Origin of the sequence: Pseudomonas sp. HR96, from assembly GCF_034059295.1 — a bacterium.
In the GTDB taxonomy this organism is placed as follows: Bacteria; Pseudomonadota; Gammaproteobacteria; order Pseudomonadales; family Pseudomonadaceae; genus Aquipseudomonas.
In genome coordinates this window covers 1,944,547-1,966,423 of record NZ_CP139141.1, presented here as the reverse complement: position 1 = coordinate 1,966,423, position 21,877 = coordinate 1,944,547, and the positions used below count along the sequence as shown (strand labels likewise).

General features: G+C 61.0%; 19 protein-coding genes. 10 read left to right on the top strand and 9 right to left on the bottom strand.

Annotation, left to right across the window (positions count from 1 at the left end; genetic code table 11):
* Window positions 1–82: 82 nt before the first annotated feature.
* The 8 genes from SFA35_RS09205 to SFA35_RS09170 all read left to right on the top strand — a co-directional run bounded on the left by SFA35_RS09205 (window position 83) and on the right by SFA35_RS09170 (window position 9,655).
* Window positions 83–487, top strand: coding sequence for a MerR family DNA-binding transcriptional regulator (locus tag SFA35_RS09205; protein WP_320577502.1), 405 nt, complete (start codon window positions 83–85; stop codon window positions 485–487).
* Window positions 487–1,392: a hydroxymethylglutaryl-CoA lyase gene (locus SFA35_RS09200; protein WP_320577500.1), complete on the top strand. Its 906-nt coding sequence runs from the start codon at window positions 487–489 to the stop codon at window positions 1,390–1,392. The genes SFA35_RS09205 and SFA35_RS09200 overlap by 1 nt, the downstream gene beginning before the upstream one ends.
* Window positions 1,393–2,052: 660 nt before the next feature.
* Entirely contained in the window at window positions 2,053–3,216 is a 1,164-nt protein-coding gene (locus SFA35_RS09195; RefSeq protein WP_320577497.1) for an isovaleryl-CoA dehydrogenase, read from the top strand.
* Window positions 3,217–3,225: 9 nt separating this feature from the next.
* On the top strand, window positions 3,226–4,833 hold the full coding sequence (locus tag SFA35_RS09190) for a carboxyl transferase domain-containing protein (protein ID WP_320577495.1): 1,608 nt from the start codon (window positions 3,226–3,228) through the stop codon (window positions 4,831–4,833).
* Between the two features lie 5 nt (window positions 4,834–4,838).
* Window positions 4,839–5,660: a gamma-carboxygeranoyl-CoA hydratase gene (locus SFA35_RS09185; protein ID WP_320577493.1), complete on the top strand. Its 822-nt coding sequence runs from the start codon at window positions 4,839–4,841 to the stop codon at window positions 5,658–5,660.
* Window positions 5,657–7,555, top strand: coding sequence for an acetyl/propionyl/methylcrotonyl-CoA carboxylase subunit alpha (locus tag SFA35_RS09180; protein ID WP_320577491.1), 1,899 nt, complete (start codon window positions 5,657–5,659; stop codon window positions 7,553–7,555). Before SFA35_RS09185 ends, SFA35_RS09180 begins: the two co-directional genes overlap by 4 nt.
* A 69-nt stretch (window positions 7,556–7,624) precedes the next feature.
* Window positions 7,625–8,092: an Lrp/AsnC family transcriptional regulator gene (locus SFA35_RS09175; RefSeq protein ID WP_320577489.1), complete on the top strand. Its 468-nt coding sequence runs from the start codon at window positions 7,625–7,627 to the stop codon at window positions 8,090–8,092.
* 411 nt (window positions 8,093–8,503) lie between these two features.
* Window positions 8,504–9,655, top strand: a complete 1,152-nt coding sequence (locus SFA35_RS09170; protein ID WP_320577487.1) for a M14-type cytosolic carboxypeptidase — start codon at window positions 8,504–8,506, stop codon at window positions 9,653–9,655.
* A 14-nt stretch (window positions 9,656–9,669) separates the two neighbouring features.
* Here SFA35_RS09170 and SFA35_RS09165 read toward each other — a convergent pair whose 3' ends face one another.
* From SFA35_RS09165 to SFA35_RS09125, 9 genes are all read right to left on the bottom strand, one after another.
* Complete coding sequence (locus tag SFA35_RS09165) at window positions 9,670–10,155, bottom strand: DUF6708 domain-containing protein (protein ID WP_320577485.1); 486 nt, start codon at window positions 10,153–10,155, stop codon at window positions 9,670–9,672.
* Between the two features lie 389 nt (window positions 10,156–10,544).
* On the bottom strand, window positions 10,545–11,207 hold the full coding sequence (locus tag SFA35_RS09160; RefSeq protein WP_320577483.1) for a DUF6708 domain-containing protein: 663 nt from the start codon (window positions 11,205–11,207) through the stop codon (window positions 10,545–10,547).
* Between the two features lie 185 nt (window positions 11,208–11,392).
* A complete protein-coding gene (locus SFA35_RS09155) occupies window positions 11,393–12,094 on the bottom strand; it encodes a DUF6708 domain-containing protein (protein ID WP_320577480.1) in 702 nt (233 codons plus the stop codon).
* 337 nt (window positions 12,095–12,431) lie between these two features.
* A complete protein-coding gene (locus SFA35_RS09150; protein ID WP_320577479.1) occupies window positions 12,432–13,238 on the bottom strand; it encodes a DUF6708 domain-containing protein in 807 nt (268 codons plus the stop codon).
* A 442-nt stretch (window positions 13,239–13,680) separates the two neighbouring features.
* The gene (locus tag SFA35_RS09145; protein WP_320577478.1) at window positions 13,681–14,289 is read right to left on the bottom strand and encodes a DUF6708 domain-containing protein; all 609 of its coding nucleotides are present in this window, start codon (window positions 14,287–14,289) and stop codon (window positions 13,681–13,683) included.
* Window positions 14,290–14,489: 200 nt separating this feature from the next.
* Window positions 14,490–15,167: a DUF6708 domain-containing protein gene (locus SFA35_RS09140; RefSeq protein WP_320577475.1), complete on the bottom strand. Its 678-nt coding sequence runs from the start codon at window positions 15,165–15,167 to the stop codon at window positions 14,490–14,492.
* A 252-nt stretch (window positions 15,168–15,419) separates the two neighbouring features.
* The gene (locus tag SFA35_RS09135; protein WP_320577473.1) at window positions 15,420–18,614 is read right to left on the bottom strand and encodes a T6SS effector BTH_I2691 family protein; all 3,195 of its coding nucleotides are present in this window, start codon (window positions 18,612–18,614) and stop codon (window positions 15,420–15,422) included.
* Window positions 18,615–18,753: 139 nt separating this feature from the next.
* Entirely contained in the window at window positions 18,754–19,293 is a 540-nt protein-coding gene (locus SFA35_RS09130) for a cytochrome b (protein WP_320577471.1), read from the bottom strand.
* A complete protein-coding gene (locus tag SFA35_RS09125; protein WP_320577469.1) occupies window positions 19,290–20,405 on the bottom strand; it encodes a catalase family peroxidase in 1,116 nt (371 codons plus the stop codon). Before SFA35_RS09125 ends, SFA35_RS09130 begins: the two co-directional genes overlap by 4 nt.
* Before the next feature lie 185 nt (window positions 20,406–20,590).
* Here SFA35_RS09125 and SFA35_RS09120 point away from each other — a divergent pair, with 185 nt between their 5' ends.
* Window positions 20,591–21,115 (top strand): sigma-70 family RNA polymerase sigma factor, encoded by a 525-nt coding sequence (locus SFA35_RS09120; protein ID WP_320577468.1) that lies wholly within the window; start codon window positions 20,591–20,593, stop codon window positions 21,113–21,115.
* The gene (locus SFA35_RS09115) at window positions 21,112–21,861 is read left to right on the top strand and encodes an anti-sigma factor (RefSeq protein WP_320577466.1); all 750 of its coding nucleotides are present in this window, start codon (window positions 21,112–21,114) and stop codon (window positions 21,859–21,861) included. Before SFA35_RS09120 ends, SFA35_RS09115 begins: the two co-directional genes overlap by 4 nt.
* Window positions 21,862–21,877: the final 16 nt, after the last annotated feature.

Here is a 21,877-nt window from a genome sequence, read left to right as displayed (position 1 = left end):
CGGCAGGCGTTATCTATGTAGCCGCTTGACGTTAACGTCAAGCAGACCTAGCTTAGGGGGCAACAGCCCCTGCGAGCCGATCATGAGCCTGACCTACAGCATTTCCGACCTGTCCCGGGAACTGGACATCACCACCCGCGCCATCCGCTTCTATGAAGAGCAAGGCCTGCTGGCGCCACAGCGCCGTGGTCAGGAGCGCATTTACAGCGCCCGCGACAAGGTCACCCTCAAGCTGATTTTGCGCGGCAAGCGCATCGGCTTCTCGCTGGCCGAATGCAAGGAGTTGATCAGCCTGTACGACCCGGCCGGTGGCAACCATCGCCAGCTGACCAGCATGCTGGAGAAGATCGCCGAGCGGCGCGGGCAGCTGCAGCAGCAATTGCTCGATATCCAGCAGATGCAGCTGGAGCTCGACACCGCCGAGGAGCGTTGCCAGCAAGCGCTGGCCCAGGGCAACCCCGGCGCACAACCTCTTGAGGTGCCCTGATGAATCTTCCCGCGCACGTACGCTTGGTCGAGGTAGGGCCCCGTGATGGCCTGCAGAACGAAGCCCGGGTCATTGCCGTGGCGGACAAGGTACGCCTGGTCGACGACCTGGGTGATGCCGGCCTGGGCGCCATTGAAGTGGGCAGTTTCGTCTCGCCGCGCTGGGTGCCGCAGATGGCCGGCTCGGCCGAGGTGTTCGCCGCCATCCGCCGCGCCCCCGGCGTCACCTACAGTGCGCTGACCCCCAACCTGCAAGGCTTCGAACAGGCCATGGCGGCAGGCGTGCGCGAGGTGGCGGTGTTCGCCGCGGCTTCCGAGGCCTTTTCCCAGCGCAATATCAACTGCTCGATCGCCGCCAGCCTGCAGCGCTTCGAGCCGGTGCTGCACGCCGCCCGCGCCCAGGGCGTGGCCGTGCGCGGCTACGTGTCCTGCGTGCTGGGCTGCCCATACGAGGGCGAAATCGACCCGCAACAGGTGGCCGCCGTGGCCGGGCAACTGTACGACATGGGCTGCTACGAGATCTCGCTGGGCGACACCATCGGCGTCGGCACCGCTGGCAGCACTCGCCACCTGCTCGAGGTGGTGGCCCGCCGCGTGCCACGCGCGCAGCTGGCCGGGCACTTCCACGACACCTACGGCCAGGCGCTGGCGAACGTCTATGCCAGCCTGCTGGAGGGCATTGCCGTGTTCGACAGCTCGGTCGCCGGGCTGGGCGGTTGCCCCTATGCCAAGGGGGCCACGGGCAACCTGGCCAGCGAAGACCTGGTCTACCTGCTGCACGGCCTGGGCATCCATACCGGCATCGACCTGCCCCTGCTCGCAGCAGCCGGACAACGCATTAGTGCCGTGCTGGAGCGGCGCAACGGGTCACGCGTCGGCCAGGCCTTGCACGGTAACGCTCTCTGACACATAGTGTTACCGCGCTGATTTGTCGCAGGCCCCAAACGGGTAACACGGAAACAGATCAGCGCGCTGCGACCCGATGTCGCACCGAACAAAATAACCAAAGCATTGATTTACAAGGATTTTTGAAAAGTTGGCACGGGCGCTGCTATAGCTTTGGTACAACAAGAATAAAAAATGTAGAACACCTAATAAAAATAAGACGAAACGGCTCTGACATAACAAGAACAAACGCGACAGAGGCGCAGCTAACAGATTTTTTTGAAGAAGGTTTGCTTTTCAGAGGGTCGCCCCTCGCAACCGGACAGAGAACAATAAAACTACCCCGAGGTAGCGTCCGAATCGGTTGGATCAGTGGATGAAAGCAGGTCAGCGTTCAAAAAAATACGTTTGCTCTTGACCCCCGACTGGGGGTCGCACACTACCGCTACACAGGGTCACGGTCGACAACAACAAGAACAGTCCGCCCCTCAATAATAAAAAAAGAGCACGCGCAGCAATCTTTCCAAGGGGAGCCCAGGCTCCCCTTGGTGCTGTCTGGGGTTCCGGTTCCGGTTTGCCTCTCCCATTCCCCCTCCCTCACCCAACTTGACAACCCCTCACCCGCAGCATTACGTTAACGTAAAGGTAAGCCACCGCCCATAACTACAATTCAGGTGCCCCATGCGCTACCCCTCCCTCAATTTCGCCCTGGGCGAAACCATCGACATGCTGCGCGACCAGGTCCAGGCCTTCGTGGCCGACCGCATCGCACCGCGCGCCGCCCAGATCGATCGCGACAACCTGTTCCCCAGCGACCTGTGGCGCCAGTTCGGCGAGATGGGCCTGCTCGGCATTACCGTGCCCGAAGCCTACGGCGGCGCCGGCCTGGGGTACCTGGCGCATGTGGTAGCCATGGAGGAGATCAGCCGCGGCTCGGCCTCGGTGGCGCTGTCCTATGGCGCCCATTCCAATCTCTGCGTCAACCAGATCAACCGCAACGGCAGCCATGAGCAGAAGCTCAAGTACCTGCCCGGCCTGATCAGCGGCGAGCAGGTCGGTGCACTGGCCATGAGCGAGCCCAACGCCGGCTCCGACGTGGTCTCCATGAAATTGCGCGCCGAGCAGCGTGGCGACCGCTTCGTACTCAACGGCAGCAAGACCTGGATCACCAACGGCCCGGACGCCGACACCTACGTCATCTACGCCAAGACCGAGCCCGACCGCGGCGCCCACGGCATCAGCGCCTTCATCGTCGAACGCGACAGCCCGGGCTTCACCCGCGGCAACAAGTTCGACAAGCTCGGCATGCGTGGCTCCAATACCTGCGAGCTGTTCTTCGACGACGTCCAGGTGCCAGCCGAAAACCTGCTGGGCGGCCTCAACGGCGGGGTCAAAGTGCTGATGAGCGGCCTGGACTACGAGCGCGTGGTGCTGGCCGGCGGCCCTACCGGCATCATGCAGGCCTGCCTGGACCTGGTGCTGCCCTACATCCATGACCGCCAGCAGTTCGGCCAGAGCATCGGCGAGTTCCAGCTGATCCAGGGCAAGGTCGCCGATATGTACACCCAGCTAAACGCCAGCCGCGCCTACCTGTACGCCGTGGCCCAGGCCTGCGAGCGCGGCGAGACCACGCGCAAGGACGCCGCCGGGGTCATCCTCTACAGCGCCGAACGCGCCACGCAGATGGCCCTGGAGGCGATTCAGATCCTGGGCGGGAATGGCTACATCAACGAATTCCCTGCCGGCCGGTTGCTGCGCGACGCCAAGCTGTACGAGATCGGTGCCGGCACCAGCGAGATCCGGCGCATGTTGATCGGCCGCGAATTGTTCAACGAAACCCGCTGAGGAACCGCCATGACCGTGCTTCAGTCACGCCTGAACCCGCGCAGCGGCGAGTTTGCCGACAACCGCCAGCGCATGCTCGAGCAGGTCCATGCCCTGCGCGAACTGCTCGCCAGGGTCGCCGAGGGCGGCGGCGAGCAGGCCCAGCAGCGCCATCGCGCCAAGGGTAAATTGCTGGTGCGCGAGCGCATCGAGCAACTGCTCGACCCGGGCTCGGCGTTCCTGGAAATCGGCGCACTGGCCGCTCATGAGGTGTACGGCGAAGAAGTCCCGGCCGCCGGCCTGGTCGCCGGCATCGGCAGTATCGAAGGCGTGCAGTGCATGGTGGTGGCCAACGATGCCACGGTCAAAGGCGGCTCGTACTACCCGCTGACCGTGAAGAAGCACCTGCGCGCCCAGGCCATCGCCCTGGAAAACCGTCTGCCCTGCGTGTACCTGGTGGATTCCGGCGGCGCCAACCTGCCGCGCCAGGAGGAGGTCTTCCCCGACCGCGAACACTTCGGACGGATCTTCTTCAACCAGGCCAACCTCAGCGCCCGCGGCATCCCCCAGATCGCCGTGGTGATGGGCTCGTGCACCGCAGGCGGCGCCTACGTGCCGGCGATGTCCGACGAAACCATCATGGTCCGCGCCCAGGCGACTATCTTTCTGGCCGGCCCGCCACTGGTCAAGGCGGCGACTGGCGAAGTGGTCAGCGCCGAAGACCTCGGCGGCGCCGACCTGCACTGCCGCACCTCGGGGGTGGCCGACCACCTGGCCGAAGACGACGCCCACGCCCTGGCCATCGCCCGGCGCTGCGTGGCCAACCTCAATTGGCACAAGCCCGAGCAACTGCGGCGCCAGCCGGCCCTGCCGCCGCGCTACCCCAGCGACGAGCTGTACGGGGTGATCCCCGGCGATGCACGCCAGCCCTTCGACGTGCGCGAAGTGATTGCACGGCTGGTCGACGATTCGCGGCTGGACGAATTCAAGGCGCTGTTCGGCACCACGCTGGTCTGCGGCTTCGCCCATCTGCAAGGCATGCCGATCGCCATTCTCGGCAACAACGGCATCCTCTTCGCCGAGGCCGCGCAGAAAGGCGCGCACTTCATCGAGCTGGCCTGCCAGCGCGGCATCCCGCTGCTGTTCCTACAGAACATCACCGGCTTCATGGTCGGGCAGAAATACGAGGCCGGCGGCATCGCCAAGCACGGCGCCAAGCTGGTCACCGCCGTGGCTTGCGCCCAGGTGCCGAAATTCACGGTGATCATCGGCGCCAGCTTCGGCGCCGGCAACTACGGCATGTGCGGGCGCGCCTACGACCCGCGCTTCTTGTGGATGTGGCCCAACGCGCGGATCGGCGTGATGGGCGCCGAACAGGCCGCCGGCGTGCTGGTACAGGTCAAGCGCGAGCAGAGCGAACGGGCCGGCCAGGCCTTCGACAGCGCCCGGGAAGCCGCCCTCAGGCAGCCGATCCTGGAGCAGTACGAGCGCCAGGCGCACCCCTGGTATTCCAGCGCGCGGCTGTGGGACGACGGCGTCATCGACCCGGCGCAGACCCGCGACGTGCTGGCCCTGGCGCTGAGCGCCGCGTTGAATGCCCCGATCGAAGCGACCCGCTTCGGCGTCTTCCGGATGTGATGCCCATGACCGCTCCCAGCAGCACGTTCAGCACCCTGCAACTCGAGCTCGACCCGCGCGGCTTCGCCACCCTGTGGCTCGACCGTGCCGAAACCCACAACGCCTTCAATGCGCAGATGATTCGCGAACTGATCATCGCCCTCGACCAGATCAACGCTAACCCGGCGCTGCGCTTCGCAATCCTGCGCGGGCGTGGCCGGCACTTCAGCGCCGGCGCGGACCTGGCCTGGATGCGCCAGGCCGCCGAGCTGGATTTCCAGACCAACCTGGACGACGCCCGCGAGCTGGCCGAACTGATGTACAACCTGGCGCGCCTGAAGGTCCCGACCCTGGCCGTGGTACAGGGCGCGGCATTCGGTGGCGGCCTGGGCCTGGTGGCCTGCTGCGACATGGCCATCGGCACCCAGGACGCGCAGTTCTGCCTGTCCGAAGTGCGCATCGGCCTGACCCCGGCGGTGATCAGCCCGTTCGTGGTCCAGGCCATCGGCGAGCGCGCCGCCCGCCGCTACCTGCTCACCGCCGAGCGTTTCAATGGCGAGCAGGCGCGCGAGCTCGGCCTGCTGGCCGAAGTCTGCGCGGCCGACGAGCTGGCAGGCCGGGTGCAGCACTGGGTCGACCAGCTGCTGGGCAACAGCCCGCAGGCCCTGCGCGCCGGCAAGGAGCTGCTGCGCGAAGTCGGCCCCGGCGAACTGAGCCCGGCGCTGCGCCGCTACTGCGAGAACGCCATCGCCCGCATTCGCGTCAGCAGCGAAGGCCAGGAAGGCCTGCGGGCGTTCCTGGAAAAACGCCCAGCGCACTGGCAGCTCATTGTGGAGGACCCATCATGACCGCCCTGCACAGCCTGCTGGTGGCCAACCGCGGCGAAATCGCCTGCCGCATCCTGCGCACCGCCAAGGCCATGGGCCTGGCCAGCGTCGCCGTGCACAGCCGCATCGACCGGGGCGCGCAGCATTGCCAACTGGCCGACGCCCGCGTCGACCTGGGCGGCGAGAGCGCGCAGGACAGCTACCTGAACATCCCGGCGATCATCGCCGCCGCCCAGGCCAGCGGTGCCCAGGCGATTCATCCCGGCTACGGCTTTCTCTCCGAGAACGCCGACTTCGCCCGCGCCGTCGAGGCCGCCGGATTGGTGTTCATCGGCCCACCTGCGGCCGCGATCGACGCCATGGGCAGCAAGTCCGCCGCCAAGGCATTGATGGAGGTCGCCGGCGTACCCCTGGTGCCCGGCTACCACGGTGCCGATCAGGCGCTGGCCACCTTCGCCGCCGCCGCCGAGCGCATCGGCTACCCCGTGCTGCTCAAGGCCGCTGCGGGCGGCGGTGGTAAGGGCATGAAAGTGGTACAGAGCCCGGACGAGCTGGCCGAAGCCCTCGCCTCGGCCCAGCGCGAAGCGCACGCGGCCTTCGGCGACGCGCACATGCTGGTGGAGAAGTACCTGCTGAGCCCACGCCATGTGGAAATCCAGGTATTCGCCGACCGCCACGGTCATTGCCTGTACCTCAACGAGCGCGACTGCTCGATCCAGCGCCGCCACCAAAAGGTGGTCGAAGAAGCTCCCGCGCCGGGCCTTGCGCCCGAGCTGCGCCGGCGCATGGGCGAGGCCGCCGTGCGCGCGGCCCAGGCGGTCGGCTACGTCGGCGCCGGAACCGTGGAGTTTCTGCTGGATGCCAGCGGCCAGTTCTTCTTCATGGAGATGAACACCCGGCTGCAGGTCGAGCACCCGGTCACCGAAGCCATCACCGGCCTGGACCTGGTCGCCTGGCAGATCCGCGTCGCCCGTGGCGAGGCGCTGCCCATCACCCAGGGCGAGGTGCCCCTGCACGGCCACGCCATCGAGGTGCGCCTGTACGCCGAGGACCCGGCCCACGACTTTCTACCGGCCACCGGCCCGCTGGCGCTGTACCGCGAGTCGACGCCGGGGCCCGGGCGCCGGGTCGACAGCGGCGTGGTCGAGGGCGATCAGGTATCGCCGTTCTATGACCCGATGCTGGGCAAGCTTATCGCCTGGGGTGAAGACCGCGAGCAGGCACGCCTGCGGCTGCTGGCCATGCTCGACGAGTTCGCCGTGGGCGGCGTGCGCACCAACCTGGCATTCCTGCGGCGCATCATCGGCCATCCGGCATTCGCCGCAGCGCACCTGGACACCGGCTTTATCGAACGCCATCAGGCCGAGCTGCTGCCGGCCCCGACACCCTTGCCGCCAGCCTTCTGGCAAGGCGCCGCGCGCGCGTGGCTGCCGGGGTCGCCGAGCAGCGAGGAACCCTGGTCACGGGTCGACGGATGGCGGGCCGGCCTGCCGGCCCGGGTGCGCTTGCACCTGACCTGCGGCGCCCAGCAGCACGCCTTGAGCTTCGAACCCTCGAGTATCGAAGCAGGAACGCCCGCCCCGCCCTTGCCCAGCCATCGACGCGGCGAGCGCCTGTTCGTCAAATGGCAAGGCGAGTGGCTGGCCGTGCAACTGTTCGACCCGATCGCCGCGGCCAGCAGCGCTCCGGTGGCGCAAGGCGGCTTGAGCGCGCCAATGAACGCCTGCGTCGTGCGCGTGGCCGTCGAGCCAGGCCAGCCAGTGGAAGCCGGTGCGCTACTGGTAGTGCTCGAGGCCATGAAGATGGAACACAGCCTGCGCGCACCCCACGCCGGGGTCATCAAACGCATCGCCGCCGAGCCCGGCGAGCGGGTCACCGAGGGCAGCGTGTTGATCGAGCTTGAGACGAGCACCTGAATACATCGTGCGGGCACAGCTGATAATCTGCATGAAAGCATGACCCATAACGACAAGACGGACCTATTCATGCACAACCCGCTGAGCCCCATCGACCGGCGTATCCTCGCCTTGCTGCAACACAACGCCGACCTCTCGGCGGCCGACGTCGCCGAGCGCGTCGAGCTATCACAGTCGCCCTGCTGGCGGCGCATCCATCGCTTGCAGGAAGAAGGCCTGATCGAACGCAAGGTCGCCCTGCTCAGTCCGCAGAAGCTGGGCCTGAGCATGACTGTGTTCGTCAACGTCAAGCTGTCGAGCCACGGGCGGCGCAACCTTGCCGAGTTCGAGGAGGCCATCACCGGTTACGCGGAGGTACTGGAGTGCTACACCATGGCGGGCGGCATGGACTACATGCTCAAGGTGGTGGCGCGGGATATCGGCAGTTACGAGCGCTTTCTGCGCGACCACCTGCTGCAGAAGCCCCACGTGCAGGAGGCGCATTCGAACATCGCCATGAGCGAGGTCAAACGCACCACGGAACTGCCGCTTGGGTAAGCCAGTCTGGTAAGCCAGGCACCTGGGCAGGTGCGGACGATGGCACATTTACACACAAATGCCCTGACGCAGGCGCGCAGAAAACATTTGACATGCAAATGATAACGATTATTATTGAGGCAACTGATCGCGAGATCGGTTGGATAATCCGGAAGACCTTGGTCGGACTTCCAGATTATCTCCTCATCAGGCTAATCACGGTTTTTGACCCGGTTTTTTACCGGGTCTTTTTTTTGGTCTTCAGGCTAATGAAGAGGGTGCGCTTTGGCTGGCGCGCATACTAGCAAACAAATATTGCCAAACGGAAGCCCATCCGCGCCTCCGTGTGCACGCCTGTTTAAAGCGAACGGGAAACCACTGCCGGGTTAGGTGTAAAGTATTACGACAAAAACTTTACAGGGTAACCAGATCATGACCGTGACCCGGCCCATGCTCAACATCAGCGCCGACTTCGACAGCGGCAACATCCAGGTCATCGACGCGAGCGATCCTCGCCACGTGCGCCTGGCGATTCGCCCCGACACCCACAGTGACCATTTCCAGTGGTTTCACTTCAAGGTCGCCAACCTCAGCCTCGGCGAGCGCCATGACTTCGTCCTGGAAAACGCCGGGCAGTCCTCCTACAACGATGCCTGGCACGGTTACCACGCGGTTGCGTCCTACGATCAGAAAGTCTGGTTCCGCGTGCCCAGCCAGTACGATGGCAGCGCCCTGCGCTTCGGCCTCGAGCCGACCCAGCAGCAGATCTGGTTCGCCTACTTCGAACCCTACAGCCGCGAACGCCACGATTGGCTGGTGGAACAGGCCCTCAACCTGGCCGGCATGCAGCTGATCGCCGTCCGCAAGAGCGCCGAAGGCCGCGAAATCCCGCTGCTGCGCAAAGGCGACGGCGCTCCCGGCAAACGCAAGATCTGGCTGATCGCCCAGCAACACCCCGGCGAACACATGGCCGAATGGTTCATCGAGGGCATCATCGAGCGCCTGCAGCAGACCGACGACAAGGAGCTCAACGCCCTGCTCGCCGTCGCCGACATTTACCTCATCCCGCACATGAACCCCGACGGCGCCTTCCATGGCCACCTGCGCACCAACGCCATGGGCAAGGACCTCAACCGCGCCTGGCAGGACTCCAGCGCCGAATACACCCCGGAAGTCTTCTTCGCCCAGCAGCAGATGGACAAATACGGCGTCGACCTGTTCATCGACGCCCACGGCGACGAAGCCATCCCCCACGTGTTCACCGCCGCCTGCGAAGGCAACCCTGGCTACACCCCACGCATCGCCGACCTGGAACTGACCTTCCGCCAGGTACTGCAGGCACAGACCCCGGACTTCCAGACCCTGCACGGCTACACCCTGGATGAACCGGGCCAGGCCAACATGACCCTGGCCTGCAACTCGGTAGGCGCGCGATTCGATTGCCTGGCGATGACTCTGGAGATGCCGTTCAAGGATCACGACGACGCGCCCAACGAGGTGACCGGCTGGAGCGGGAAGCGCTCGGCGCAGTTGGGCAAGGATGTGTTGAGCGCGATTGGCAAGGTGGTGCATTTGTTGAGGTGAGGGTTGGCTTGCCCCTATGGGGGAGTGCGCGATTCGAGGTCCATCGCCTCAGGCCACTTCACCTTGGGGGCAAAGCGCCGGGCGATGTTTTCGAAGTGGACTTCGTTGTTCCAATCGCGAGGGGGTCTGTCGAACTTGGGTACGGCTTCGGGGCCTTGCTGCATGTAGAGCTGGGCCATGGCCCAGTACATTTCGCCTTTCAGCCTGCCATGCGCAAAGAGCAGGCGATCAATAACTTTCCCGGTCCCTGGATCCACAACCGCCAAATTAACAAATTGAGCAAGCCCCCCTGTACCCATTGGGCCATAAACGCTACAGTACTCTGCACGGAGCATGTCCCAGTCGTAGGCCTTTGGAAAAACGCCCCACTTGGTACGACTGAAGAAGTTGAGCCCGCTGTGGCGGAAGTGGTAAACATATATTTTACGGCGAAGCCTGTTGAATCGAATTGGCTCATCAACCGGCGCCTCCATATCCATGCGCCAAATATAACCCAACATGCAAAAGCCGACCGCAGAAATAGCCAAGAAAAATAAGTGTATTAATCCGAATGGTAGCGCACTCCCTCCTCCCAAGGTATCTATGATCACAAAAATCATAGTCGGACAAACGCATATAACCAACCAAACGCCAAGGCCCCTAGCCTGCAAGGTAGCGCGAGGTAGTTCCATATAAATTTCATCAAGGTGATTCGGTGGAGAAAGCAGCGAGGCGTGCGGTTGCGCTACAGACTCCTCATTGGGTCCTGACAAATCATACTCCCATCCAAACGGGCGTGATTGCAGGCTATCTTTACCATCGCTAAACATTGGCAACCCGCTACTAATATCGAATTATTTTAAAAGTTTTTTTCATTCACGACGCTATTTTGGCGTAACCATTTGAAGCATCAAGGGGCAGTCCTGGATTCAAGATCCATGGACTCAGGCCATTTCACCCTCGGAGCAAAACGACGAGCAATGTTCTCGAAGTGAGTTTCGTTATTCCAATCGCGTGGTGGTTTGGCGAATTTCGGAACAGCTTCGGGGCCTTGCTGCATGTAGAGTTGGGCCATGGCCCAGTACATTTCACTTTGCTGACGGCCTTGGCTAAAAATGAAGCGGTCAAGGACTTTCCCCGTACTGGGATCAACGACCGCAAGATTGACGAACTGCACCAACCCCCCTGTTCCCATAGGACCGTATACGCTACAAAACTCAGCTCGCAGGTGGTCCCAATCGTATTCCTCGGCAGAGACCCCCCAAGCCTCACGACTGAGAGGTTTGAAACCATTATAGCGAAAGCGATATACATAAATCCGGCGCCGAGCCCTGTTGAACCGTATAGGCTCATCAACAGGAGCTTCCATATCCAAGCGCCACATATGTATGGGCGCCCAGCCGAGCATGATGATAACCACTAGATAAATAATAGCCTCGGCAGTGACGGGACCTTTCTGGTACACGAGGCCGGCCGTATAAACGACCGCCGAACACGCCAAAAAAACTGCCGATATCACCGCCATCCAAGCTCCGCCTCCCCGTGAGCTTAGTGTAGAGCGTGGCAATTCCATGACAACCTCATCAAGAAAGTTAGGCGGATTTGGGAGAACCTCTGCAATAGGCACGATTGCTGGCTCCGCGTTTGGACCAGGCAAATCATACTTCCACCCAACGGGACGGAAACTTACCGAGCGCCTACTATTATTTATCACTCGATAACCCTCTTATGCCTTATACCTTACTTTCTCAACCAATGTCATAAGCTTGTCCTTGACTCGATATCCATAACAGCTGGCCATTTCACTTTTGGAGCCAGACGCCTCGCTATATTTTCGAAGTGAATTTCGTTATTCCAGTCCCGGGGCGCTGCCTCAAACTTCGGTACTGCACCTGGACCTTTTTGCATGTACAACTGAGCCATTGCCCAGTACATATCACTTTCCTGGCGACCATGCGCGAAAATGAAGCGATCAACGACTCTGCCGCTAGTCGGTTCGATCACGGCAATTGTCAGAAATTCTACGAGACCGCGTACACCTACAGCACGGATACTACAAAACTCTGCTCGCAGATCATCCCAGTTATAGACTTGGGGATAGACACCCCATGCAGCGCGACTAAACGGCCTCAAGGCGTTATGCCGAAACCGATAGACGTATATTTTCCGTCGAGCACGGTTAAAGCGGATAGGCTCATCAAGCGGTGTTTCAGTATCCAACCGCCAAAAATACAGTCCAGTCCATGAAATCAATATGACAATGCCCAGTTCCACCAGCGAAGCATATTTCAGGACAATAGCGTCCGGACCAATCCAACTGAAGTAACACAAATATAAAACAAGCGGAACCAGCGTCAGTGAAGCCCAAGCGGCTACACCCCGCACTTTAAAGTCCGAACGGGGCAGCTCGATATAATGTTTATCTATATGATTTGGAGGATAACTCAACTCTGCCGGCACTGGGCTTCTTGCAGCTGGCTCGTTAGGTCCGGATAAGTCATAAAGCCATCCGGGAGCACGGGCTCTGATCATGGATCCTGGTACTAAGATCACAGTTCTTTTAACTCAATAAGATCATACATATCAGTCCTCTAAATACCGAGTTGAAGCCGTCCAATACTATGGCGCTGATCGTTCCTGCCCCGCTGGAGCCATTGCGTCGGACTAGACAATCTGCCCTCCGCAGCCCCTCAACAATACTTCGCGCCTTGCACCTACAATCACTCCACCGTACAACTAATCAAGCTTCGCACAATGCCGACGAGCGATAAACTGTCATCTTTCCAAGGCGTTTGAATCAAGGAATTGTCCTCGATTCGATGTCCATAGCCTCCGGCCAATCCACCTCCGGAGCAAAACGACGCGCAACCTTGTCCAACTGAACTTCGCTATCCCAGCCCTGGGGTGGATTATCAAATTTCGGAACGCTCTCAGGGCCTTCTTGCATATAGAGCTTGGCCATCGCCCAGTACATCTCGCCCTCTCGCCGGCTATGGGCGAAAACGAACCGATCCACGACCTTGCCAGTCGCTGAATCGACCGCCGCAAGGTAGACAGTTTGTATCAGGCCACCGGCACCCATTGGGCCGTAGACAGTGCAGTATTCCGCGCGAAGACAGTCCCACTCGTAAACTCTTGCAGATACGCCCCACGCGCGGCGGCTAAAGGGGCGTCGAGCGCTATAAAGGAAGCGATAGACGTAGACTTTCCGCCGCACCCTATTAAATCTGACGGGCTCATCCCGGGGAGCTTCGGTATCTAGTCGCCAAATGCATGTGAACACCCATGCTGCAGCACCAAGCCCAAGAAGAAGAGCACACATCAACTGCAACGAATAAAAGCCATCAGAAACCATTTCGCTAAAAATGAACAATAATATTGCACCGCAAAACATGACCCACACTATAGCACAGCATGCGCCAACACCACGCGCACTCACCGTCGAACAAGCCAACTCCATATAAATAGGATCAACGTAACTGGGCGGGTTATTGATAAAAGATGAAACCATCCCATCAAGTACAGGCTCATTAGGGCTAGGTAAATCATATTCCCATCCTCGAGGGTGCTGCGGCAGCCCCGGATCCTTAATAAATTTATTCAAAACTTTCCATGCTCGCTAGCAATACGCCTAGATTTATAGTACTTTGTTGACCGTCATTGGGGCGCACCCATCAACAACATTTTCATCTGGCCATAATATAATCGACAGCGCCACCCCCTCGATCCGGTCAATTGATTTGAGATCCTGCTGAACTGAGCCCTTTATTTCGAGAAACTCCATTTTGGGCCCGTCCAATCCCTCCACTATTCAGACTGTAGACGAGGGCTTCATAATTTCGCGCCATCCATCTGAAGGGCTCTCGTGCTGTGCGCCGTGTTCCGAGCCAGAAAATCTGAATCAGTAATACCCGAAGAACCCTTTTTAACAATCAGCCTGAACTATCCCCCTCTAACTCCTGACTATTTACCGAAAGACTCCTGCAGACCATGAAATTCCGTTTATAGGAATACGCTGAAGCTTGGTAAGGCGAGATTGGCCGTTCCTATGGAGCTGTGCGCGATTCGAGGTCCATCGCCTCGGGCCACTTCACCTTGGGGGCGAAGCGCCGCGCAATGTTTTCGAAGTGGGCTTCGTTATTCCAGTCACGCGGAGGTTTTCCAAACTTCGGCACAGCACCTGGACCCTGCTGCATGTAGAGCTGGGCCATGGCCCAGTACATTTCTCCAGATTGACGACCACGGGCGTACAAAAACCGGTCGATAACTCTTCCTTGCTCTCTGTTTATTACTGCCAGATTAACAAACTGCACCAAACCGCCAGAACCCATAGGACCATATATACTGCAGAACTCCGCCTTCAGCGTATCCCAGTCATAGGCCACCGCCCTGACCCCCCAAGATTTCCGGCAAAATAATCTCAGGCCACTGTAATAAAATTGGTAAACGTAAACCTTTCTTCGCGCACGATTGAAGCGAATGGGTTCATCAAGTGGAGCCTCCATATCCATTCGCCAGAAATACACGCCTACCAAGATCATCATTAACACACCCGCCAACACCATAGCGTCCACCGCCCCCAACTTATGAAAAAACGAGCCATGCCCCAACCACAGCCAGACTATAAATAAACACAATCCTAGCGCAAAATACATAATCCCACCCCATACCGCTAGCCCCCTTATCTCGTAAGTAGCTCTAGGAAGCTCCATATAAACCTCATCAATATGATTTGGTGGATAGGGTAGTACACTTGCATCAGGGAGACATGCGGGAGCCTCGCCAGGGGAAGGAAGATCATACCTCCAGCCTGACGCACGGAGCTTATGGATTATCGCCTCACCACTCGACACTCCTAACCTCTATCGTCTATTGACTTCACTTTCTGCAAAGCTGCTTTACCTTGATTATGGCCAGCGTGACTATCTGGCGTGGTTTCTTCAGAACTCGACTGACTAGAGGCATCAGGAGCACTCCTTGATTCAAGGTCCATCTCCTCAGGCCATTGCACCCTCGGAGCAAACCGACGAGCAATGTTCTCGAAGTGAGTTTCGTTATTCCAATCGCGTGGTAGTTTTTCAAACTTCGGCACAGCGCTGGGACCTTCTTGCATATAGAGCTGGGCCATGGCCCAATACATTTCGCCAGACTGTCGACCACGAGCGTATAAAAAACGGTCGACAATCTTTTCGCCCTGCGCATCAACGACCGCGAGATTCACAAACTGAATCAAGCCTCCCGTTCCCATCGGACCGTAAATGCTGCAAAATTCTGCCTTGAGGCTGTCCCAGTCGTAGGCTACAGCCTTTATACCCCATGAGTTTCGGCAGAACGGCCTGAGCCAGCTGTAATGAAACTGGTAAACATACACTTTCCTTCGTACTCGATTGAAGCGAATCGGCTCATCCCTCGGTGCCTCCATGTCAATCCGCCAAAGGACCACTCCGACCCAGCCTGCTGTAGTAACGATAAATAGGGCAGAAGCATCCAGGACGCCAAATTCCAGATATACCGACTCAATTTTGAATCCCACCCACCTGACAACCATACATATTGCCAATCCAAAAAGGCATAGCGCTCCCCACACCGCTACGCCCCTGACTTCGAATGTAGATCTAGGAAGCTCCATATAGACTGCGTCAAGGTGATTCGGCGGGTAGGGTAATCCGCTAGGGTGCGGCGGCAGTATGCAATCATCATTCGGTGAGGATAGATCATAACGCCAGCCTTCCGGGCGTCTTGGAAAGCTACGGCTTTCATCACTAAACATGGTTTGACCTTGACTTTAATTTCCTTCAGATCCGGGCATATGCCTGGTCCGGACTATTTCAGCATAGCCGTCGACAACAGCCTTTTCAGGCCAATACGTCACCGACAATGTAACTGCTTCAATCTCACGCCCATCTATCACTTGCTCCCCTTGCAGCGAACCCGAAAATTCAAGGAAATTTACCGCAGCGCCATCTTTAGATTGATCCGTTAATTCCAACCCGAACGGATGAGGATTTTTCAGCCGATAACCCGACGAGGTCGGAGCAAGAGTAATGGGCGTCGCAGGTGGTCGCCGGCTTGCCTGGGTTGAGATCTCAGGAACGGCCTGCTCGCTCCGAGCGACGATCTCACCCGCTATGTATTCTCCAGCGAATTTATCGTCCTTTCTATGAATGAGCAAACTCCATCTGTAGGCGGACTCCAATACTGAGTAATGCGGAAGTCTAATTCTGTAAAACCAGTGCGGTCTTTCAATCGGAATATTTCCAGGCGCATACCCTAGATGTTCAAACTTGAGTTCAAGTTCTCCATCCAGAGCCATAGTGATAGCATTAAGCTCAGCAATCGCTTTAGTTCCCGAATCAGATGCAGCCCAATGTATTTTTGGTATTTCATCCGCCACACCGAAAAAACATCGTTTGGCCCATAGCTCTATCGGCGACGACTCTCGATGTTGAGCCCAATTATACAAAGCATATCCCAATAGCCCAACGATAATGGCTATGCCCATTGGACCAGCTATAGAGGTGATTCGCAGAACCGCAGCGACCCCCCCTGTAACGCCGGCGACGGCCGAAAACATAGCGGCTGAGAAATATGCTACTTCTGCCTTGGTATCGCCTTGGTTCGCCGCGCGACTCGCTGCGAGCACAGCCTGCGCCGCATCATGAAAACTGGAAACAGCTATTGCCATGCCACCAACCCTAATCAAACGATCAGCCAACGAAGCCATCCGAGAAGCAATAACCGAACTACTCGTAATCAGGCTGCTGGCCTCCGCTCCCTTTAGGCCCGTCTCCAAGGCAATGCCAATCAGCTCGATCCCGCCTCCAATCACGCCCAGTGCGCTACCGGCCAACGCCATCTCCGCCTCGATCGACCGATCCCCCACAGCCTTGCGCGCAGCCTCCAGGTTCTTCCCCATCGAATCATGCATCAAATACAGTCCACCGACTGCCAGAAGCACCTCCGCACTCCCTGCAACCCCCATCACTCCACCAAACCCGGTCCTTACCCATTTCCGCGCTTGTGGCAAGGTCATTTGCACCCCCTCCAGCGCCTTGCGCGCGGCTGGGTCCAACGTGGCCAGGCCGACCCCTACCGGTACCAAACGCGCGCTGGCGTCGAGACCCAGGTCGCTGGGCGGCAATCTGCTTTCGGCACTCAGCGCTTTTTTCAGGTCCTCCACCGTACCCTCGACCCAGACTGAAACCTGCACTACCAGATCGGCGATCTTCGGGTTCATCACCGAGAGGCTCAATACGCCACCGAGGATCAGCGGCTGCACCTTGTCTCGCGACTTTGGCCGAGGGCGGTCTGCGCCGTTGGCGTGTTTATGTTGCAATTCGCGAATGTGCCTGGACTGCAGCGCGTAGTAGTCCCCGAGCCTCATCGGGACATGCAGCTCGATCAAGGACAACCCGTTGTAGAGAAACTGGGTTGCGCTATTGAGGCGCGACACGGCGCATTCCACTCCGGCGCCCAGTACCGCCTTCAGGCGCGTGCTGGCCGCGTTGAGTGCCGCGAGCATCTGCGCCATCGCTTCCTGCAGGTTCCTGCGCTTGAACTCCCCTGCTTCATCGCTGTTGATGGCAGCTTGCAGGGCCGCGTAGAGCTTGCCGCTGTCGTTCCAGTCATCGACGCCGGTGGCGTCGAAGCTCGGCAGCAAGGCGGCCACCAAATGTTTGTCGCGCATCAGCAGCGCCTTGTAGATCGGGCTCTGCGGGTCCTGCAGCAGCTCCTGCCAGAGCATCACCGTCGGGCCGCTGGCATTGCCTGGGGCCTCGCTGATACCGCCGCTCAGGCACAGCGCCATGGTCTTGCTGTAGGCAATCGCCGATTGCCTGTCGTCCGGGTCGTAGTCGTGGGCCATGGCCACGTGGAAGTCGGCGGCAAGAAACGCTTTGGCATAGCGCTCGCCGTAGTGGTCGATCTGCTTTTGATACACCTGCAGAACGGTGTCGTAGGTTTTCTGGAAGTCTGCCCGTTTCGGTTCGTCGTAGCGCTCTTCGAGACGCTGGTCCGATTCCAGGGCCAGCTGGTCGACACGCCGCTGGCGCTCGATGGCCCACGCGCCCGGGATCACCCAGTCCGGAGGCATTACATTGGGCTCCTTGACCGGCACTTTGGCGTTCGCCCATTGCCGATGCAACGCGCGAATCGCCAGCAGAATCTGCGAAGTCTGATGCTGATACGCCCGCTCCGGCTCCTCCAGCCACACCTGCCGCGCATGGGCCCAACTGGCGCGCATGGCGTTGTATTCCTGGACCAGGCCGACGTCGTCATCCACCTCGATGGCCAGCACGCCAGGGCCGAGCGTGGGGTGCACGCGGGCCGTGCGCAGGTAGTTTCGGATGGCACTCTGGCGATGGCCTCGGCTGTGGAAGCCATGGACACTGGGGAAACCCGGGACGAAGTCGCGGTATTCGTAGACCTGCTTGAGGATCCAGGGCTCCTCGGGGGTCAGGTAGTCACCATAGCGAGTCGGGTTGTCCCGGGCCGTGGCCAGATCGATCATCTGCATGCGCTCGATGTTGCGCAGCGCCTTGTAGGCGTCCAGCACGCTGACTGGCCAGGGGTCGCTGGAAAAGGCGAAAGAGGCCGTGCGGTATTGATCGGTGTCGATGTTGAGAAATGAGGCAGGGATATCGTGGTCCCGATTGACGCAGGCCCGGGTCAGGCGACGTTCGTTGCAGTACCGCGGCTGGTAGGGGTTGAACTGGCGCAGGTAGCCGTCGACGGTCACCTGATAGGCTTGCCAGACCCGGTCGTCCAGCAGCACGTAGAGGTAGCCCGCGCGCAGCACCCGCAGGCCGAGCTCGGTGTCGGAGATCTCCGGCTCGGGCAGGTGCTTCCACAAGTGCGGCTTGGGGACCAGCGAACGGCGCAGCGGAAGAATCGCCAGGCCCGGACGCTGGCAGACCCGGCAGCCTTTGATGGAAGGCGCGCATTCGGTGGTGGCTGTGCGGGTGTGGGAAGCCAGGGTCATCGGCGTTGTCCGCTCTCATTGTTGACGGCGGAAAACTGACACAGCTAAGACGAAAACCCAAAGCCTGAAGTGTAAGCAAATGAAAAAGCGGTCAGGCACATTTGCTGCCAGACCGCTCGTTCACGCGTTAGCGGCGACTTCAGCCCTCCCCCTTGGCCATACTCTGCAACACCCCATCGCGCCGTATCAGCCCATGAAACAGCGCCGCCGCCAAATGCACCAGCACCGTCAGAAACAACAGATAGGCCAGGTACCCATGGGCCTTGCGCAAGAACGCAAAGCTGTGGGGGTCGGCCGCGATGAGGGCCGGCAGGCGCAGCGACTCGGTCAGCATGATCGGGTCGCCCGCCGCCGAGAGCATCGCCCAACCCACCAGCGGCAGCACCACCATCAGGCCATACAGTAGCCAGTGCGAAGCCTTGGCCGCCAGTTTCTGCACCGGCGGCAGGTCGCTTGGCAGCGGCGGCTGGCGGGTGCTGAAGCGCACGATCAGGCGCACGATGACCAGCGCCAGCAAGGCGATGCCCAAGGGTTTGTGCAGGTGGATCAACCACTCGTGGCGCGCGGAGACCGAGGCCACCATGCCGGCGCCGATGAACAGCTGGGCGATCAGCAGTAGCGCCATGCTCCAGTGCAGCAGACGCGCCAGCGGGGCGAAGTGTTCGGGGTGCTTGTTCATGGGCGCGCCTCCTGGGCGGACTGCGGGTCGGCATGGGCGGTCTTGAGCTGGTCGACTTCGCTGGTGCGGCGCAGGTAGGAGCTGGCGTAGGCGGCCGAACGCGCCGGCAGCAACGGGTCGGCGGAGGCCTGGATGCCGCTCGGCAGGATCAGCGGGTCGTAGTTGATATCGCGGCATTCGCCGTCGTTCTGTGCTTCGGCTTTTTCGATCACCAGGGTGCCGGCGGCCACTACCGGGCGCTCGGCGGGCCAGGCCCTGGTAGCGTCGTCGACCGGGTCGGCGGGGTCCGCCAGGGTCATGCGCAGGTCCCAGCGCAGCGGGCCGTTGGCCAGGTGCTGCTGCAGGTCCCTGTCGAGGAAATCGCCGCTCTGGGTGGCGGGCGCACTGCTGCCATTGCCGGGCTGTGGCACCACGCTCCAGCGCACGGCATGGCGCTGGCCATCGGCGCCCACGAGATAGAAGGCATTGACGCTGTTGTAGGTTTCGGTGGCATAGCTGGCGGACGGCTTGGCGGTCTTGACCCAGGCCAGGAACGGCGCGGCTTCCGGGTGGGCGCCGAAGAATCGGCCCATGGCTGCCGGGTCAGGCTTGCCGGTGGCCGGGTCCGGGGCGCTGGCCTTGAGCATGTCGAAGAAGGCTTGCGGGGTGGCCACCGGGAATGACGGCATGGCGTTCATGCCGGTGCGCCATTGCTGACCGTCGGCCTGGGTGAAGCGCAGCGCGAAACTGCGGATCGGCGCGGCGGTGTCGGGCGAATAGGGGCTGCCGGTGGGCAGGGCGAAACGGCCGACCACCGGCGTGCGGGCATCCTGGAACACACCGGCTGCGGAATACGGGCGAATCGGCGCGGCGCTCTCGAAGTAGCCGACCACGCACACGCCCTTGGCGTGGTTGCGCCGGTAGCCGGGGTGGATGCCATTGTCGGTCTGCAATTGGTCGACGAAGGCCTCGGGGGTCAGGCGGCCGGGATCGAACACGCCCTTGACGTAGGCCAGGGCACCGGCGCAAACGGCCACCACCACAGCGATGGCGGCCAGGCGCAGCAGCGTGCTGCCGGTGCTCAGGGGAAGGTGGGGCTGGTCGGATCTGTTGCCCGGTGTAGGCTCCGGCATGGTGGTCTCCCGGGCCTTTGGCCCATGATGAGGATGGTTCGGATGCAATGGGACGAAGGGCTGCGCGTTTTATTCCCGGCTATCACCCATTAAAGCTGGACTCGGTTTTTTCTCCTGGCGGTGGAATAATTTCCCGCACGGGTCGTCTTGCTGTTCACCACCGCCTCAACCTGCTCGGGATGGCCATGCACGAATTCGACGAACAGCTGCGAGAATTGCTGCCGCGCCTGCGCCGCTTTGCCTTGTCGCTGACCCGCGAGCCGAGCAGCGCCGACGATCTGGTGCAGGCCAGCCTCGAGCGCGCGCTGACCCGCTGGGACGGCAAGCACGCCGACGGCGACCTGCGCGCCTGGCTGTTCGCCATTCTCTACCGGCAATTCGTCGACCAGCATCGTCGCGGGCGGCGCATGGCGCGCATGCTCGAGTTGCTCACCGGGCGCGACGACAGCCAGCCCTCGGCCGAACGCAGCGTGCTGGCGCAGTCGACCCTCGCCGCCTTCGAGCGGCTCGGCGCCGAGCAGCGTGCCGTGCTCTATGCGGTGTCGGTGGAAGGCCTTAGTTACAAGGAGGTGGCGCAGATGCTCGAGGTGCCGATCGGCACCGTGATGTCACGGCTGTCGCGGGCGCGCCAGGCCCTGCGTGAACTGAGCGAGGGCGAAATCACCCGCCCCGGCTCGCAACGTCCCCCCCTCCTGCGAATTCTCAAATGATCAGCCTGCCCCCCAACGACGACGTGCTGCACGCCTACGTCGATCGGCAACTCGACGACGATGATCACCAGCGCGTGCAGCAGTGGTTGAGCAATCACCCGCAAGCCTCGGCCACGGTGGCGGCGTGGCAGGAGCAGGCGCGGCAACTGCGCGCGGCCCTGGGCCAGGGTGCGCAGCAGCCGGCCAATCCGGCGCTTGACCCACAAGCCATCCGCCGCCGCCTGCGCGCCCGGCGCCAGCGCCGGCTGGCCAGCGCCGCAGTGCTGGTGCTGGCGGTGGGCGTCGGCGCGCTGAGCGGCTGGCAAGCGCGCGAGCTGACCCTGGCCAGGCAGCTGCCTATGACCGATGCCTTGCAGGCCTACCGCCTGTTTGCCGAGCAGAGCGCGGTACCCGCCGACCTCAAGGTCAGCGACAGCCGCGAGCTGCAGCCCTGGCTGGACCGCTATTTCAGCGGCGCCAACCCATTGCCCGACCTGCAGTCGGCAGGCTTCACGGCGGTCAGTGCACGGCTGATGAGCACCGAGCAGGGCCCGGCGGCGATGGTGCTGTATCAGGACGGCCAGGGCCGGCGCGTGACCTTCTATATACGCCCGCCGGGAGGCAATAACCTGTTGCTGCCGCGCGGTTCGCGCCGCGATGGCGAGCTGCAGGCCGAATACTGGTCCAGCGCGCATTACAACTACGCCATGGTCAGCCCAGTGGACAATCCCGCCCTGCCCTTGCTGCAAGCGCTGCCGAGCATATAGATTGGCGCATCTTCAC

Bases quoted from the DNA above. Each gene is read 5' to 3' on its own strand.
- SFA35_RS09135 (WP_320577473.1), bottom strand. From the start codon at position 18,614: ATGACCCTGGCTTCCCACACCCGCACAGCCACCACCGAATGCGCGCCT.
- SFA35_RS09145 (WP_320577478.1), bottom strand. From the start codon at position 14,289: ATGTATTTTGCGCTAGGATTGTGTTTATTTATAGTCTGGCTGTGGTTG.
- SFA35_RS09120 (WP_320577468.1), top strand. From the start codon at position 20,591: ATGCACGAATTCGACGAACAGCTGCGAGAATTGCTGCCGCGCCTGCGC.
- SFA35_RS09170 (WP_320577487.1), top strand. From the start codon at position 8,504: ATGACCGTGACCCGGCCCATGCTCAACATCAGCGCCGACTTCGACAGC.
- SFA35_RS09185 (WP_320577493.1), top strand. From the start codon at position 4,839: ATGACCGCTCCCAGCAGCACGTTCAGCACCCTGCAACTCGAGCTCGAC.
- SFA35_RS09200 (WP_320577500.1), top strand. From the start codon at position 487: ATGAATCTTCCCGCGCACGTACGCTTGGTCGAGGTAGGGCCCCGTGAT.
- SFA35_RS09165 (WP_320577485.1), bottom strand. From the start codon at position 10,155: ATGTTGGGTTATATTTGGCGCATGGATATGGAGGCGCCGGTTGATGAG.
- SFA35_RS09180 (WP_320577491.1), top strand. From the start codon at position 5,657: ATGACCGCCCTGCACAGCCTGCTGGTGGCCAACCGCGGCGAAATCGCC.
- SFA35_RS09130 (WP_320577471.1), bottom strand. From the start codon at position 19,293: ATGAACAAGCACCCCGAACACTTCGCCCCGCTGGCGCGTCTGCTGCAC.
- SFA35_RS09190 (WP_320577495.1), top strand. From the start codon at position 3,226: ATGACCGTGCTTCAGTCACGCCTGAACCCGCGCAGCGGCGAGTTTGCC.
- SFA35_RS09160 (WP_320577483.1), bottom strand. From the start codon at position 11,207: ATGGAATTGCCACGCTCTACACTAAGCTCACGGGGAGGCGGAGCTTGG.
- SFA35_RS09205 (WP_320577502.1), top strand. From the start codon at position 83: ATGAGCCTGACCTACAGCATTTCCGACCTGTCCCGGGAACTGGACATC.
- SFA35_RS09115 (WP_320577466.1), top strand. From the start codon at position 21,112: ATGATCAGCCTGCCCCCCAACGACGACGTGCTGCACGCCTACGTCGAT.
- SFA35_RS09125 (WP_320577469.1), bottom strand. From the start codon at position 20,405: ATGCCGGAGCCTACACCGGGCAACAGATCCGACCAGCCCCACCTTCCC.
- SFA35_RS09195 (WP_320577497.1), top strand. From the start codon at position 2,053: ATGCGCTACCCCTCCCTCAATTTCGCCCTGGGCGAAACCATCGACATG.
- SFA35_RS09175 (WP_320577489.1), top strand. From the start codon at position 7,625: ATGCACAACCCGCTGAGCCCCATCGACCGGCGTATCCTCGCCTTGCTG.